Here is a 14079-nt window from a genome sequence, read left to right as displayed (position 1 = left end):
TATTAATACGTATATACACACACATTTAGATATAAAGATGGATTTAGCATTTGCCTTAGAGATTTGGCAAGGCCTACAGAGATTAACACCTTCACTGATCAAGGTGCCGCTGAATTGAAACGCAGCCACTCAACCGCAACCATGTTTAAGCACACCCGGCAGCATACCAATCCTGGCGCCCAGGGCGATGCCCCCCCCCAACGGTGCTCACTGACAATATCCTACCGTCGCAGGCCAAACTCACTGGCAGCACCAATACCGGCAACCCACCACGCTACGTGGTCATAGTGCTCTGTGGGTAATCCTTAAATCCGAAGTATTCGTCGTTGACCAGTTCATCATCGGCTTAGCAGGAAACATGGGGTGACGGGCCATCGCCAGGAGGGAGGAGCTGAAAGGTTAAGGAGTTGTCTGGAAATAATTTCCCTATTTTCATTGCCTGACTCCGTTCGGACTGAGGCTTGTCGAAGTTCGGTGGCACGACCCTTCGACAAGCTCAGGGTGAACGGAAATCGGGAACTTATTAAAAGACAATTCCTAAGCATAAAGGACAGCAATCACATCAGTGCTGAGAGGAGCGAAATTTACCTTATTATATTTCCTCTATTTTTTTTCTTCGGGAAAAAACATTTCATTGGTGCTCATACTTTCCATGACATCATTGTCGGGGGTGGCTGGCGCAAAACGATAAGCCAAGACACAGGCAGGGTATTTCTGTATATAAACACTGCCGTCTATTTTCAGCTTTTCAGGTAATGTCTTCTTTGCCAACTTCAGAAGACTGGTATCGATCCTCCCCGGAGCGATGAGGTAGCAGCAAATTCAGAATGACGGCTGTCAGCGCGCAAAGGCTGACGCCCTTCAGTGAAAAGCCCCCCAGTGAGATGCCCATATTGCCAATACCAAATACCAGCACGATGGATACAATCACCAGGTTCCGTGGCTGTCCCAGGTCAACCCTTGCCTTGATAAGCGTGTTAAGTCCAACGACCGCAATGGAACCAAACAGCAGCATCATAATACCGCCCATCACCGGCACTGGAATGGTTGACAGGAAGCCACCAATTTTGCCAATAAACGCCACACCAATAGCAATGACTGCAGCCCAGGTCATAATAACGGGGTTATAGGCTTTGGTCAGCATCACCGCACCAGTGACTTCTGAGTAGGTGGTATTAGGCGGTCCACCAAACAGACCGGCAGCAGTGGTTGCCAGGCCATCACCCAGCAGTGTATTTTTCAGCCCGGGTTTATCCAGATACTTTTTCCCGGTCACCGAACTGATCGCCAGCATATCACCAATGTGCTCAATAGCAGGTGCAATCGCTACGGGAATCATATAAAGCACCGCATTCCAGTTGAGTTCCGGGGTGGTAAAATTCGGAATGGCAAACCAGGGGCGGTCAAGCAGAGGCTGAAAGTCCACAACACCCATAACCACCGCAGCAATGTACCCTGTGCCAATACCACAGATGATGGGGATCAGTCGCAGAATGCCACCGGCCATGGTAGCCACCAGCAGGGTTGCCAACAGCGAAATCGCAGCAAGGAACAGAGCCTGATCAGCAGAAATCAGCCCTTCAATCGGTGATGTTGCCATCCCGACTGCCGCAGGTGCCAGGCCAAGACCGATAACCATAATCACCGGGCCAACCACCACGGGTGGAAACAGCCGGTAAAGTATGCCTGACCCACGTAACCTTACCAGCACACTCAATGCAGCATAGAGCACACCGGCGGCCATGATACCGCCCATGGTGGCAGCCAACCCCCAGGATTGAATACTGAACGTAATCGGCGCAATGAAGGCAAAAGAAGATGCCAGAAAAACAGGCACCTGCCGACGGGTGACCAGCTGGAAAATCAGAGTACCGATACCCGCTGTAAAGAATGCTACATTGGCGTCCAACCCGGTCAGCAATGGCACCAGCACCAGGGCACCAAAGGCAACAAACAGCATCTGCCCGCCCATCAGTGCCTGCCGCCAGAGCGACATTTCCGGGGGCGGGGTTTCCCCCAACTGTACTGAGTGATTCATTTTCGGGTATCCCTATTCGTTAATTATTTTGTACCAAAAATTTGGTCACCAGCATCACCCAGGCCCGGTATGATATAACCGTTTTCATTAAGTCCCTGATCAATAGACGCCGTGAAAATCCTGACATCAGGATGGGCTGACCGGATCTTGTCAATACCCTCTGGCGCAGCCACCAGAACCAGGCAACGGATTTCCTTACAGCCTGCTTTCTTCAGCATCTCGATAGTCGCCAGCATGGAACCACCGGTGGCCAGCATGGGATCCAGGATCAGGGCAATACGCTCATCAATATTACTGACCAGCTTTTCAAAGTAAGGCACTGGCTCCAGCGTTTCTTCATCACGGTAGAGGCCGACCACACTGACCTTGGCATTCGGAATCATATCCAGAACACCATCCATCATACCAATGCCTGCACGCAGAATCGGTACAATAGTAATTTTCTTGCCCTTGATCTGCTGAACAGTCACCTGGCCATTCCAACCTTCAATCACGGTATCTTCCAGCTCCAGATCTTTGGTCGCTTCATACGTCAGCAGGCTACCAACCTCACTGGCCAGGGTTCGGAACCCTTTGGTGCTGATATCGTGGGAGCGCATCAGTCCCAGTTTGTGTTGCACCAGTGGATGCTTGATTTCCTGTACGCTCATTCATGACCTCAACTGTCTGACTTGAGTTGGATGGATAAAAAATCAAAAAAATGAATGGCTGAGATAACACGTTTCTGAGTAAGTACTCATTGGGAAAACGATCATTCGAAAGCTTTTAACGCCTAAACCTTGGTATTTTCCCACAGGATGTCTGACCTGCCCATAGGTTTTTGTAACCATAACAACCGTGTAGTTTTCACTTGCCCATTGAAGACAACAGCGGTATTTTTTCCTGCTTTGCTTTTCATGAAAACTGTTTCCAACTCTCCACAGGAGATTGAAAAATGGTTTTTTAATCAGAAATGGATCGCCGATCGTCAGGGTACACAACCACAGCACTGTATAAGTTGACGCCCTGGAATGACCGGCCACCAATCAAACGATCAGGGTTTGCACAACATGTCTGTTGATCTCGACCATATCCGGCAAGTGATGGATGAAGCCGACTGCCTCTATAACGAGCAGCAGATTGAAGAAGCCATCGCCACCATGGGACGCAACATCACCAACACGCTGGAGAACAGCAACCCGCTGGTATTCTGCGTAATGAATGGTGGCCTGGTCATTACTGGCAAACTGCTGACTCATATGCAGTTCCCCCTGGAAGCCTCCTACGTGCATGCCACCCGCTACCGGGACCAGTTGACCGGTGGCCGCCTGGAATGGAAAGTTCGCCCAACCCAGAGCATCAAAGGCCGTACCGTCCTGATCATCGACGACATTCTTGATGAAGGGCACACCCTTGACGCTATCGCCGACTTCTGCAAAGAAGAAGGCGCAGTCACCGTTCTGACCGCAGTTCTGGTGGATAAAAAGCATGAACGTAAAGCCCGCCCGGACCTGAAGGCTGACTTTACCGGCCTGGAAATCGAAGATCGCTATATTTTCGGCTACGGTCTGGACTATCAGGGTTACTGGCGTAATGCCAATGGCATTTATGCCCTGAAAGGTCATTAATTCGCTATGCCCATATCAGGTAAGGCGGGGCGATTAGCCCCGTCCTTCCTACAGAAACGTGCGTACGGACCTCGTACAAGGCTGCTGCGCTCTGGACGCTCTTAAAGAATGCTTCACCCCTTCGCAACATCTGCCGCTTTTGACTTGCCCGCTTCGCTGGGCAAACAAAAAGCCACTCTTAAAAAAGAGTGGCTGAAACGCGAAATCAGAGACGAGGGTTAACTAATAGATATTCAAATGGAATCGTTTCACGCCCATACTTTTCAGCATTTTCTACTGCTAAAGTCATTCCTTCAATAGTCAACTCATACTCACCCACCTCCGGAAATTCAAAGCCGTCTGTTAAACGACTGACAACAGTCATCCAAGGAACTTGGCCATTATTTCCAATTAGCTTATCCATATTCATCTGGAAATTCTGTTTTTTACCATTAATTTTAAGAACACCCTTAAACTCGCTATAAGGCCAGTCTGGAAATTTGTGATGCATAGCTTCAGAAGACATCAGATCAATTGCATACTTGCCTGGACGGTTAATATTGAATTTCCACGTATATTCCTTTTTCTCGTGATCATATTTACTTAGATTCAGGACATCCAGTCGTGTCTCCCCCATACGATCCTGGTGAACGACATCATCCATAGCCAGCTTATCTTCATAATCTATAACAATCACGAAAGGATCGCTGGTTACCCTATCACGATACTTTTCAATCTTGATGGTTGTATGGTTAGTATCTGATACCTGTCTTTTCCCTTTAATGCCCGGTCCAGTTACCTGTCGTTTATGTTGTATCCATGGTATGGATTCACTGGAAATAGAGCTATCAAGGAAACTGACATTTTTTATTTCATTACGAATGTTTGTAAAATTTATCAGGCCAAACTCAGGCCACTGCTGAACATGAAGGTAAATCCGCCTGGTTTCTGGCTGATGTGTAACAACACCCCACTTGAAACCTCGTTTGAATGGGGTAGCTTCGGCACCAATTACCGATTCTTCGTTGATATCCATCCAGGCTCCTACATCCTTTAGGAGTTTAGTGACATCACTCGGAACCCGCCCTAGATAATCAATACCAACATTTAGCAACAGATTACCACCACGACTAACAACAGATGGTAATAGGCGTACAATATCCTGCCTGGATTTCACATTGAAATCACGTTTTGAATAACCCCAGTTATCATTAGTTGTTGCAATCAGCTCCCAGTAATAAGGCTTAATATAAAGGGGCTCTGAGAAATTATCGTTACCTGTTTTGATATCCCAGTTTGTAAAAGGTTCAGTAGGTACACTGGCAATACGGCTGTTAATAACCGCATCTGGCTGATGTTCACGGATCATCGCCGCCATATCATTCACTTTACTGACAAATTCGTTCTTTGACAGCATATGACGCTCCCCCATATCGAACCACACCTGGCTCAAATCGCCATAATTGGTCAGCAGTTCCTTGACCTGAGGCATAGCCTTTTCAGTCCAGTACTTGTCAAAGTCTTGCTTTGCAGGATCATAATCCCAATCATTGCCTCGTACAGTTTTAGCATTGGGGTCTGCCCAGTCCATAACATGGGAATAGTAGAGTCCATAATCAATGCCATACTTTTTGTTGGCGTCAGCTAGTTCTTTTAAAGGATCTCTTTTAAAAGGGGTAGCATCATAAATGTTGTAATCTGAGACATTGGAGTTATACATAGAAAAGCCGTCATGGTGCTTCGCAGTGATAACCATGTACTTCATGCCGGCATCCTTTGCCAGGCGTGCAACAGAGTCCGCATCAAACTCAATGGGGTTGAAGGTACTAAGCTTACTACTGTAATCCTTCATAGGAATACGCTGGAAATATTGCAACCACTCTGAGAGCTGGTCTGTGTATTGACCGTTGTAGTAGCCGGCGAAATCTTCATGAGAATAAAGACCCCAATGAATCATCATGCCAAAAGTGTTTTCTTTCCAGTTATGCAGTCCTTTTTCGCTTGCCCTATCGAATTCCATTCGCTCGGCAATACCCTGTTTCTGGTCAGATAACTCACCATCCATACCGGTATTTGCTATAACAGCTGAACTCGCCAGCAAAAACGAGGACAATATAATCTCTTTATTTTTCATATCCATTACATCTCAGTCAGGTTAAAGCTTACCAAACAGACCATGTTGACCCAGCCCCCCATGCCGTTATCTGATGAGAAGATAATGATGGTATTATCCAGTTCTCCCTTCTCTTCAAGAACTTTAATGACATTGCCTATCTGGTGATCCACATGAGTTATCATGGAATAATAAATTGCAGTATCTACCTGGCTATAAATCTGCTTGCGCGGGAATGGAACAACACTTTCATCCCGCACATGATCTTCACCATTTGCAAAAGGGTGCCTTGGCAAGAAATCAGGTGGTACCTTTATATACTCAGGCTTAAAAATTTTAACATATTGTTCAGGAGCCTCACGAGGAACGGTAAAGGAAACATACATCAGAAACGGTTTTTCGGAGTTATCCCATTCCAAATCATTAATGACTAACTCAGAACATGATGCTAGGTATAAAATGTTATCTGACGCAAGGTAAAAAAACCATGACCCTAATCAACCATTTAAACAATATCAACCTAACCCGAATATTTCATAAACACTGCAACAGTTCGACAGGCTGATGTTTTTTTGATCAAGCACTGCCTGTCAGATCATTGCAGTGTAATTTTTTTTCAGTGATACAACCTTTTTGGCGTAGTCGGGGTGGTTCAGGCTTCTTTCAGCCTGACGGGTTTGCCCGCTTCGCTGGGCAAACAAAAAAAGCTTCCCCTGGAAGCTTTTTTTTGGCATTTGCATAAAAGATTATTTTTTCCGAAGATTTTTACCTAATTGCTGCTTCAGCTTATTCTGTTCAGCTTCAACTTCACGGTTGTCAGCTTTCTCCTGTTTTTTCAATTCCTCGCCTTTTTCCAGGCTATCAACCGCTTTTATCTTAGGCTCAAGCTCGGCTTTTTTCTCCTTGATCTCACCAGGTAATGCTTTCAACCTGGCACTACCCATTTCAATAAACTCTTGTGTTCTCTGAATATTAGTCACCGTAGCATTGTATGCCTGCTGAATTCCTTCCCGGTCTTTTGGAATCTTACTGAGCAGACTCAGCTCTCTTTTGAATTCCGACAGATACTTCTTTTGCTCAGCAACGTATTCCTGTGTTTGTTGCTTCTCTTTTTTCAGCGCCCTGATTTCAGCCTGCAACTGGTCAACCTGATCATCCAGTGCAATGCGCTGTTCAGTCAACGTATCCTGCAATTCAGATAGCCTGGCATCTCTACCCCTGCCCTGTTCCAGGGTATGCTGTTCCGCCTTGAAAAGCTCGAGAATTCTATCACCACTTTCTTTTAATGACGCTTTCAACTGCTCCTGCCCAGTTCTGGCCTGTAATAATTCTGCATCAAGCTGATCAAGCCGATCAGCTAAATCTGAATGACCAACTTCACTGATCACCTTATTGACCTGCTCTCTTCGGGTAACAGGATCCGGGGAATCAATAATAACAGGCTCAGCACCCTCAACTGGAATGGGCACAGTAATTTTCTTTTTGCTCTGGATCACGCTTTCAGGATCTTCACACACCTTATAGGTATTTTTGTAGACCTGGTTGAGCGTATCCAGTTCTGCCTGCCTTTCAGCCTCCTGAGTCTCGAGAACCTCAAGTTGATCAATGCTGTCATTATGCACTTGGGCTTCAAGCTGCAACTGATCAGAGGCATCCTTTACAGAGTCTTCTGGAATTTTCTCCCAGTTTTCATGCCTGATGGCTTTTTTGATATCACTGATTGAACTTTTTAATTTTGTGCTAACGCTTGCTTCAAACTGTTTCAGATTATCTTTAACTTTATGGAGTTTGCTTTGAAACCTACCTTTCAGGTTACTCCCGACGGACTTCAGTTTCTCAAATACTTTTTCCCGAACAGTTACCGTATCTTTTTCCGCGGCTATCCCAACTTTTCTCTGTTTAAGGGGTATCTTTTCGGATACGGATACATCCAGTTGCTGGTCTGATAACTTAAGACCCGGTGTGGATACAACCTTTACTGCCTCAATGGTAACCTTGCCATTAGCACCGAATGTAATTCTACATTCAGTATTCCCATCGTCCATAAGACTTTTGACTGTTTCTAATTGTTCTCGAGTAAGCGAACCCGCACCAGATGCCCTTTCCATAATGGCCCTCAAACATTCCTTTGATCACTCCACCAATTGTAGCTGCACAAGAAAACCTGAATGGAAATGTCAGGATTGTTTTCAGAAAAATAACTTTCCGAGCAATCGATGCGTTATATAAAGCAAGTGCCATGTCAAAATCATGTCGCCTGATAAACGACGTTTTCCGGTAATGAGTTGAGAACAATTGGCTAAAGAAAAACCCGGTTATAGCCAACAATATTCCCTCTTATTCTTTTTATCTTTAATGTAATCTCAAAATATCCTATGAAGGTTATATAACTTTGTTTCCGAGCCAGTAAAATATCAACCTGCTTTTTGTTTATCCCGGACAAACCTCACCCACAGAAACACTGAACAGTGAACCAGACATGAAAAAAGACAAACAGAAAGTCATTGGCGAGAAATTAAGTGATGAGCGCCTGAAAACGCTGCTGACACTGCAGCCGGCAACTGGCAGCAATCGAGACCATCACATACTGTTAAGAGCCTACCGCTACCTGCGAGCAGATGACTTTGCCCGCTTTATTCCATTTTTTCTGGAAGCAGGCCTGAACCTGAACGCCCGGGATACTGATGGGAAAACACTGGCTGAAACCATCAGCCAGCACCACCACGGTGAACCGTATCTCAAAGCCCTCAATGATGGAGGCAAGCGTTAAAACAGAAAAGGCTACCCGACGGTTCGATGGGTAGCCTGATAAGTTGGTCAGCCTTTTATCCCTGAACAGGCTTAACTGCCTGTGAGGAACGAACAGACAGCATCATACCGAAAATACCGGCCAGAATTCCCGGCAACAGCCAGACCAGGCCTTCTTTCTGCAAAGGCAAATACGCCAGCAGCGCGATGGCCGGCTCAACGAAAGACAGGCCAGCAGCATGAAGGCCTTCTACGATACTGATCAGCCCCACCGGGATAAGGACAAACGACATTACCCGCTCAGGTTGCGCCAGCCAGGGTTTCAGCAGCGTTACAACAATCAAGGCGATCGCTACAGGATAGATAATCAGCAACGCCGGGATGGTAACCTTCAGCAGCGTATTTAACCCGACGTTGGCAATCAGTGCACTGGCCAGGGCACAGAGAATCACCCAACTGCGATAATTCAGCGCAGGAAATACCCGGGAGAAATACTCACCGCAGGCGCTGAGCAAACCAATAGCGGTGGTCAGGCAGGCCAGAATAACGGTAATAGCCAGTACCACCTTACCCCAGGAACCAAATACCGCGTTGACGAACAGGCTGATGATCTCTGCACCATTTTGCGGGGCAGCCACCAGCGGATGACTGGTGGAGCCCATATACCCAAGCACCAGATACACCAGTGACAGACCAACAGAAGCGATCAGGCCTGCAATGAAGGTATAGCGCGCAACCTGCCGTGTATCGGTAACCCCTTTACGGTGAATGGCATTGATGATAACGACACCGAATACCAGCGCCCCCAGGGTATCCATGGTCTGGTAACCCTCACGGAAACCATTAAAGAATCCCTGACTGGCCATGGACTCGGTGGCAACGCCTGCTTCTCCCTGGGGAAACAGGAAAGCACCAATGGCAATAATTACCAGAACCACCACCAGCAGTGGTGTAATCAGTTTACCTACCGTCTCGACCAACCGGCCCGGAAACAGCGCCAGATAAAGCGCAACAGCAAAAAACGCTAAAGAAAACAGCGCCAGCGAAAGCTCACCGGACTCACCAATAAATGGCAGCAGGCCCAGCTCATAAGAAACTACAGCCGTTCTGGGTGAGGCAAACAAGGGGCCGATAGCCAGAAAGAGAACAACCGCAAAGGATACTGCGATTTTTGGCGGAAAAATGGCGGTCAGTTTTTCCAGGCCACCACCGACACGGGCACAGGCGATCACACCCAGCAGTGGCAGGCCGACACCGGTCAGAAGGAATCCCAGCATGGCAACCATCAGCTCAGTGCCGGCCATGTGCCCCAGAAATGGAGGAAAGATAATATTTCCTGCTCCCAGGAAGAGAGCAAATGTCATCAGGCCCGTGGCCATGATGTCTGTGGTTTTTAACGTCTGCGGCAAAATCTGTCCCCCCTTACCAATTCTTCCCGAAAAATGGCCAGTCAGCCATACAGGACTGATAAACTTTATGGCCAGAAAGAATATATTGTCTGAATAAGCTCGAAGAGGCGAAATAAAGGCCTCCCGAGAGTAGCCTTTATTTCACAGATGAATCTTTAGCCATATCAGTGTTTTCACCTAAAAATCATAAAAAAGCAGGATTTATTGAGATTTAATCAATAATAAAGGTGTTTTTCCTGAAGCAAGCGCCAACAACCATCAACCCTGGTCGCAGGATCGCCAATCACAGCAGCGGACTCAGCAACTGCAGCGTATTTTCCAGCAGTTTCCGTCGAAAGGGCCTTTTTGACCAGCAGTTGATATCCACCTCACCTGCCTGATTCATATATGACTGGAGCACATGGAGTATCTGCTGACCGAAACCATCATCATAAACAATCAACGTCACTTCGTAATTCAACCAGACACTGCGCATATCCAGGTTTACGGTACCAAATAGCGCTGTTTCACGGTCTACCAGAACACACTTGGTGTGCAGCAACCCCCCTCTGAATTGCTGTATGGTAACGCCAGCCTGCAGCAGCTCCTGATAATAAGAACGGCTGGCATGATGCACCATTTTCGAGTCATTTTTCTCAGGAACCAGCAGTTGGACATCAACACCACGCATCGCTGCCGACTTCAATGCCGTCAGCAACGACTCATCGGGAACAAAATAAGGCGTACTGATCAGGAGTTCCTGGCGACTTTCATAAATGGCCGTCAGCAGGACTTGCTGCAGCATTTCCCGGTCCGCATCAGGCCCGGATGGCAGAACGTGGACAAATGCGCCGTCCCGGCCACGATGCCCAGCTGAAGGGTACTCATACTGCCTGTTGAACGATGGATGCCCCTGCCCGGTTTCCAGCGCCTTATCCCATTGCACAATGGCTCCGAGTACATGAGCGGCAACACCATCAATCCTGACCATGGCATCCACCCACTGCCCGACCTGGGCGTCCTGTTTAAACAGGGATGGATCAACCAGGTTAAAGCTGCCGGTCCAGGCCAGCTGATCATCAACCACCAGAATCTTCCGGTGGTTACGGATATCAATACGCTCCACCAGCATTCGGAAAGGGCCAGCAGCCATAGATGCAGTCACACTGACCCCTTCAAGGCGCAAACGATGAGCCCAAACACCATTCAAAAAACCCCGGCTGCCGACATTATCCAATACAACCAGGCAATCAACCCCCCGTCTGGAGGCACGGATAACCGCTTCCGCCACTTCTTCAGCCCGACCGACCGGCTCCCATATGTAGAACTCAATCACGATACTTTGCCGGGCATTTTCTATATCACGCAGAAGCTGTTCGATAATGCTCTCAAAATCCGAGAAGAGCTGAAGATGGTTACCTGGCAGCAAGGGGATACTCATGCTGTTTTCTGCTAAAGAAAAAATGCCATGATGACTGGTCACCGGACAGCGGGATGGCTCACTGCCTGAGATAATCCGGGAGAGGTGTTGATACCACTGGGCATAGTCCGGATAAAGTGCATGCATACGCTTTAAACGCCGGATACCCAGCCGGGGAGAACCAAATAGAAGATACAGACCAAAGCCCGCTACCGGCAGTGCAAACAGTAATACCAGCCAGGCCAGCGAAACCCCCACCGGTCTTCGCGTCATGATCACCACAACCGCAAAAGCAACAATGGCACCTAAATAGGCAGCACCAAACAGCCAGCTATACCAGGTTGTTTCCATGCACTAATGTTCCGAATTACACTAACTGAATTTCCTGACTGTCCTGGTGATCTGCTGGCCAGAAACACTCTATTAAAGTGTTTCGCCATTGATCCGGCCATAAACCGGCACACGGCGTTTAGAGCATCACCTTTCTGGCCATTCGCCCGGGAAATAACGGGGTTTGAAAACACAACGGGCATTACCCGAAAAACTACCCGTTAATGGATAACCTTGACAGGGAAAAAGGGACAACAGATCTAGACAAGATGCCTTTCACTGGAGCAAATGTCCATAATTTCCCCAAAGAAGTTTGGCCGTCATAGCCAGAGAGACGCAAACAATCATGGGACGGATCAACGCCTCACCACGACTAAGCACCACATGTGAGCCAAGTCTGGCACCAATAACCTGACCCAGCATCATCACCAGGCCAACTGTCCAGACCACATGCCCGCCAATAATGAAAAATAACAAAGATGCGAGATTACTGGTGCAATTCAAAACTTTGGTATGTGCGGTAGCACTGGTGATGGAATACCCCAGCAAGCCAGCAAAAGCCATGGTAAAAAAGGAGCCGGTACCGGGTCCAAAAAAGCCATCATAAAAACCAATCACCACCGCCACTGTCAACGAAAACACCGACAGAGAGATTAACTGCCGTGACTGGTTACTGCTCAGCCTGGGAGATAACAGAAAGTAAAGGACGATACCAATCAGCAGGAAGGGAATGGCCTGATCCAACACCCCGGCATCAATTCTCTGAACCAGCAGCGTCCCGGCCATACTGCCAATAAAAGTCATCACTATTGCCAGACGCACCTCCCGCAGGTTAACCGTACCTTTGGAGATAAAGTAAGCACTGGCGGACAGCGTACCAGCGGCCCCCTGAAGCTTATTGGTTGCCAGCGCCTGAAGAGGTGAAAGCCCGGCAGCCAGAAGCGCTGGCATCGAAATCAACCCTCCACCACCAGCAATGGAATCAACAAATCCAGCCACTGAGGCTACGGCAAAAAGGAAAAGTACAAGATCCAGGGTAATGGTTGCGTCCAAGGTCAATCCTTGCAAATAGAGGCTGATAATTGATGAAAGCGTAATAATAGAACGTCCGGAAAAAATATTCAGACAAAGTTGACTCTGCAAAACAAACAACAGGATTTCAACAGCTATGCATCCGTTAGCAGGACCCACGACTCAGACACTGCCTCTACCTCCTTCTGATTCACAGGGCAGTGAGATCATTTCAACTGCATTGAATGAGAAGGTATACCTGTCAGCCCCTACTTCATGCCATCTTACTGATTCCGGGCCACACCTGGAACGCCATCTGGATGATCGTCAAATTACTAAGTCAACGTCGTGTTTCGAAGACATGGAATCCGAAGAAAAGCCGGAGAAATTTCAGGAGAATGATGTACTTCTTGTCTACCCCTGTAACTCTCGCGGCAGCCCCAATCTTGATTTGTCAGTAAATCCTGCAGACATGATACGCAGACTTCCCAGGTACATACGCGACATACTTGAATATCGCTTTTTAAAAGGCATAAGCAAATCTGATTATACCGAGGATGAAATAGACTCACTGGTTGATTCAATATTAACGAGGCTGCCTGCCGAGTTAACTGAGTTTCTCAACCAGGACTACCCTGATGAAAAGCTGTTTTCCCCTTTAGAGTATCAAGCTCTTGCGAGGTTACACTGCGCCATCATTTTGTTTGAGGATTTCAAGTATGAATTTAGAAACTCTATGGCTAAAGACTGTGCAGAATTTAATGATTTTTTCATAAAGAAGTGCTTACCCCTGCGCGATGGCTGGAGTGAAGACGAATTGGAGTTCATCGAGTCCTGGCTTAACGGGGAACTGGAAATGTCGCAGAGCCATCCTGACCCGAGTGAAATTAAGCACTACGTTAAAACATGCCATTATGGTGTATTAAAGGCTGGATGTGTGTCAGTCTGCGGCAAATGCAACTACACGGTTATCGAAAACCGGGAAGCTTATAAAAGAATCAAAAACCTTGAGAATCAGCTGGCAAAGTGTCGCAACACTGCCAATGAGGATTAATAAAAGATACAGTAACATTGCTAAACCCACAAAAGCTGGGACTGAGACTTACCGTTCTGATGCATATCAGCATGGATAGACATACCCCGGAGCGATTTGTGTACTTTGAAGAGACCTTCAACAGTTATGACGTGAATGTATGCCTGCCTGCTGATTACCGGACAATCGGCAGATTATATGGTCAAGGTGATGATACCTGGTGTGAATTGCTACCAGGATTTTCTAATTAACAAGATCACAAGAATGGCACCGACAGACGCCGGGTCCTTGTAAAACATCTTCAAGAAGAAAAAAATAGGCAAAAAAAACCTTCCTGATATTTCAGGAAGGTTTTATATGGCTGGGGTGGAGGGATTCGAACCCCCGCATGTCAGGATCAAAACCTGATGCC

11 protein-coding genes are annotated in these 14079 nt (G+C 47.2%); 3 read left to right on the top strand and 8 right to left on the bottom strand.

What is annotated here, in order from left to right; translation table 11 throughout:
* Positions 1-748 precede the first annotated feature (748 nt).
* Positions 749-2038, bottom strand: a complete 1290-nt coding sequence (locus KDK13_RS06000) for a uracil-xanthine permease family protein (RefSeq protein ID WP_257284059.1) — start codon at positions 2036-2038, stop codon at positions 749-751.
* A 23-nt stretch (positions 2039-2061) separates the two neighbouring features.
* Entirely contained in the window at positions 2062-2688 is a 627-nt protein-coding gene (upp, locus tag KDK13_RS05995) for a uracil phosphoribosyltransferase (protein WP_257284058.1), read from the bottom strand.
* Between the two features lie 399 nt (positions 2689-3087).
* Between upp and KDK13_RS05990 the strand changes: the two genes are divergently transcribed.
* On the top strand, positions 3088-3645 hold the full coding sequence (locus KDK13_RS05990) for a hypoxanthine-guanine phosphoribosyltransferase (RefSeq protein WP_257284057.1): 558 nt from the start codon (positions 3088-3090) through the stop codon (positions 3643-3645).
* A gap of 205 nt (positions 3646-3850) precedes the next feature.
* On the opposite strand, the gene KDK13_RS05985 is transcribed toward KDK13_RS05990, so the two are convergent.
* From KDK13_RS05985 to KDK13_RS05975, 3 genes are all read right to left on the bottom strand, one after another.
* Positions 3851-5764, bottom strand: a complete 1914-nt coding sequence (locus KDK13_RS05985; RefSeq protein WP_257284055.1) for an alpha-L-fucosidase — start codon at positions 5762-5764, stop codon at positions 3851-3853.
* Complete coding sequence (locus KDK13_RS05980; RefSeq protein ID WP_257284054.1) at positions 5764-6156, bottom strand: sulfatase-like hydrolase/transferase; 393 nt, start codon at positions 6154-6156, stop codon at positions 5764-5766. The genes KDK13_RS05985 and KDK13_RS05980 overlap by 1 nt, the downstream gene beginning before the upstream one ends.
* A gap of 327 nt (positions 6157-6483) precedes the next feature.
* On the bottom strand, positions 6484-7845 hold the full coding sequence (locus KDK13_RS05975; RefSeq protein ID WP_257284053.1) for a hypothetical protein: 1362 nt from the start codon (positions 7843-7845) through the stop codon (positions 6484-6486).
* 371 nt (positions 7846-8216) lie between these two features.
* On the opposite strand from KDK13_RS05975, the gene KDK13_RS05970 reads away from it, so the two are divergent.
* Entirely contained in the window at positions 8217-8507 is a 291-nt protein-coding gene (locus KDK13_RS05970) for a PA4642 family protein (RefSeq protein WP_257284052.1), read from the top strand.
* 55 nt (positions 8508-8562) lie between these two features.
* Here the strand turns inward: KDK13_RS05970 and brnQ are convergent, their stop codons facing one another.
* The 3 genes from brnQ to KDK13_RS05955 all read right to left on the bottom strand — a co-directional run bounded on the left by brnQ (position 8563) and on the right by KDK13_RS05955 (position 12676).
* On the bottom strand, positions 8563-9894 hold the full coding sequence (gene brnQ, locus KDK13_RS05965; RefSeq protein ID WP_257284051.1) for a branched-chain amino acid transport system II carrier protein: 1332 nt from the start codon (positions 9892-9894) through the stop codon (positions 8563-8565).
* A gap of 283 nt (positions 9895-10177) precedes the next feature.
* Entirely contained in the window at positions 10178-11644 is a 1467-nt protein-coding gene (cls, locus tag KDK13_RS05960) for a cardiolipin synthase (RefSeq protein WP_257284050.1), read from the bottom strand.
* Positions 11645-11899: 255 nt separating this feature from the next.
* Complete coding sequence (locus KDK13_RS05955; protein WP_257284048.1) at positions 11900-12676, bottom strand: TSUP family transporter; 777 nt, start codon at positions 12674-12676, stop codon at positions 11900-11902.
* Positions 12677-12995: 319 nt separating this feature from the next.
* On the opposite strand from KDK13_RS05955, the gene KDK13_RS05950 reads away from it, so the two are divergent.
* Positions 12996-13688, top strand: a complete 693-nt coding sequence (locus tag KDK13_RS05950) for a hypothetical protein (protein ID WP_257284047.1) — start codon at positions 12996-12998, stop codon at positions 13686-13688.
* Positions 13689-14079 lie beyond the last annotated feature (391 nt).

Origin of the sequence: Endozoicomonas sp. SESOKO1 (genome assembly GCF_024606265.1) — a bacterium.
Classification (GTDB): Bacteria; Pseudomonadota; Gammaproteobacteria; order Pseudomonadales; family Endozoicomonadaceae; genus Endozoicomonas.
Note: the sequence above shows the minus strand (reverse complement) of the source record. Positions and strands in the feature narration are given on the sequence as shown.

What these genes read in the sequence shown, in the direction of transcription:
- KDK13_RS06000 (WP_257284059.1), bottom strand. Translation starts at nt 2,038, where the DNA reads ATGAATCACTCAGTACAGTTGGGGGAAACCCCGCCCCCGGAAATGTCG.
- upp (WP_257284058.1), bottom strand. Translation starts at nt 2,688, where the DNA reads ATGAGCGTACAGGAAATCAAGCATCCACTGGTGCAACACAAACTGGGA.
- KDK13_RS05990 (WP_257284057.1), top strand. Translation starts at nt 3,088, where the DNA reads ATGTCTGTTGATCTCGACCATATCCGGCAAGTGATGGATGAAGCCGAC.
- KDK13_RS05985 (WP_257284055.1), bottom strand. Translation starts at nt 5,764, where the DNA reads ATGGATATGAAAAATAAAGAGATTATATTGTCCTCGTTTTTGCTGGCG.
- KDK13_RS05975 (WP_257284053.1), bottom strand. Translation starts at nt 7,845, where the DNA reads ATGGAAAGGGCATCTGGTGCGGGTTCGCTTACTCGAGAACAATTAGAA.
- KDK13_RS05970 (WP_257284052.1), top strand. Translation starts at nt 8,217, where the DNA reads ATGAAAAAAGACAAACAGAAAGTCATTGGCGAGAAATTAAGTGATGAG.
- cls (WP_257284050.1), bottom strand. Translation starts at nt 11,644, where the DNA reads ATGGAAACAACCTGGTATAGCTGGCTGTTTGGTGCTGCCTATTTAGGT.
- KDK13_RS05950 (WP_257284047.1), top strand. Translation starts at nt 12,996, where the DNA reads ATGGAATCCGAAGAAAAGCCGGAGAAATTTCAGGAGAATGATGTACTT.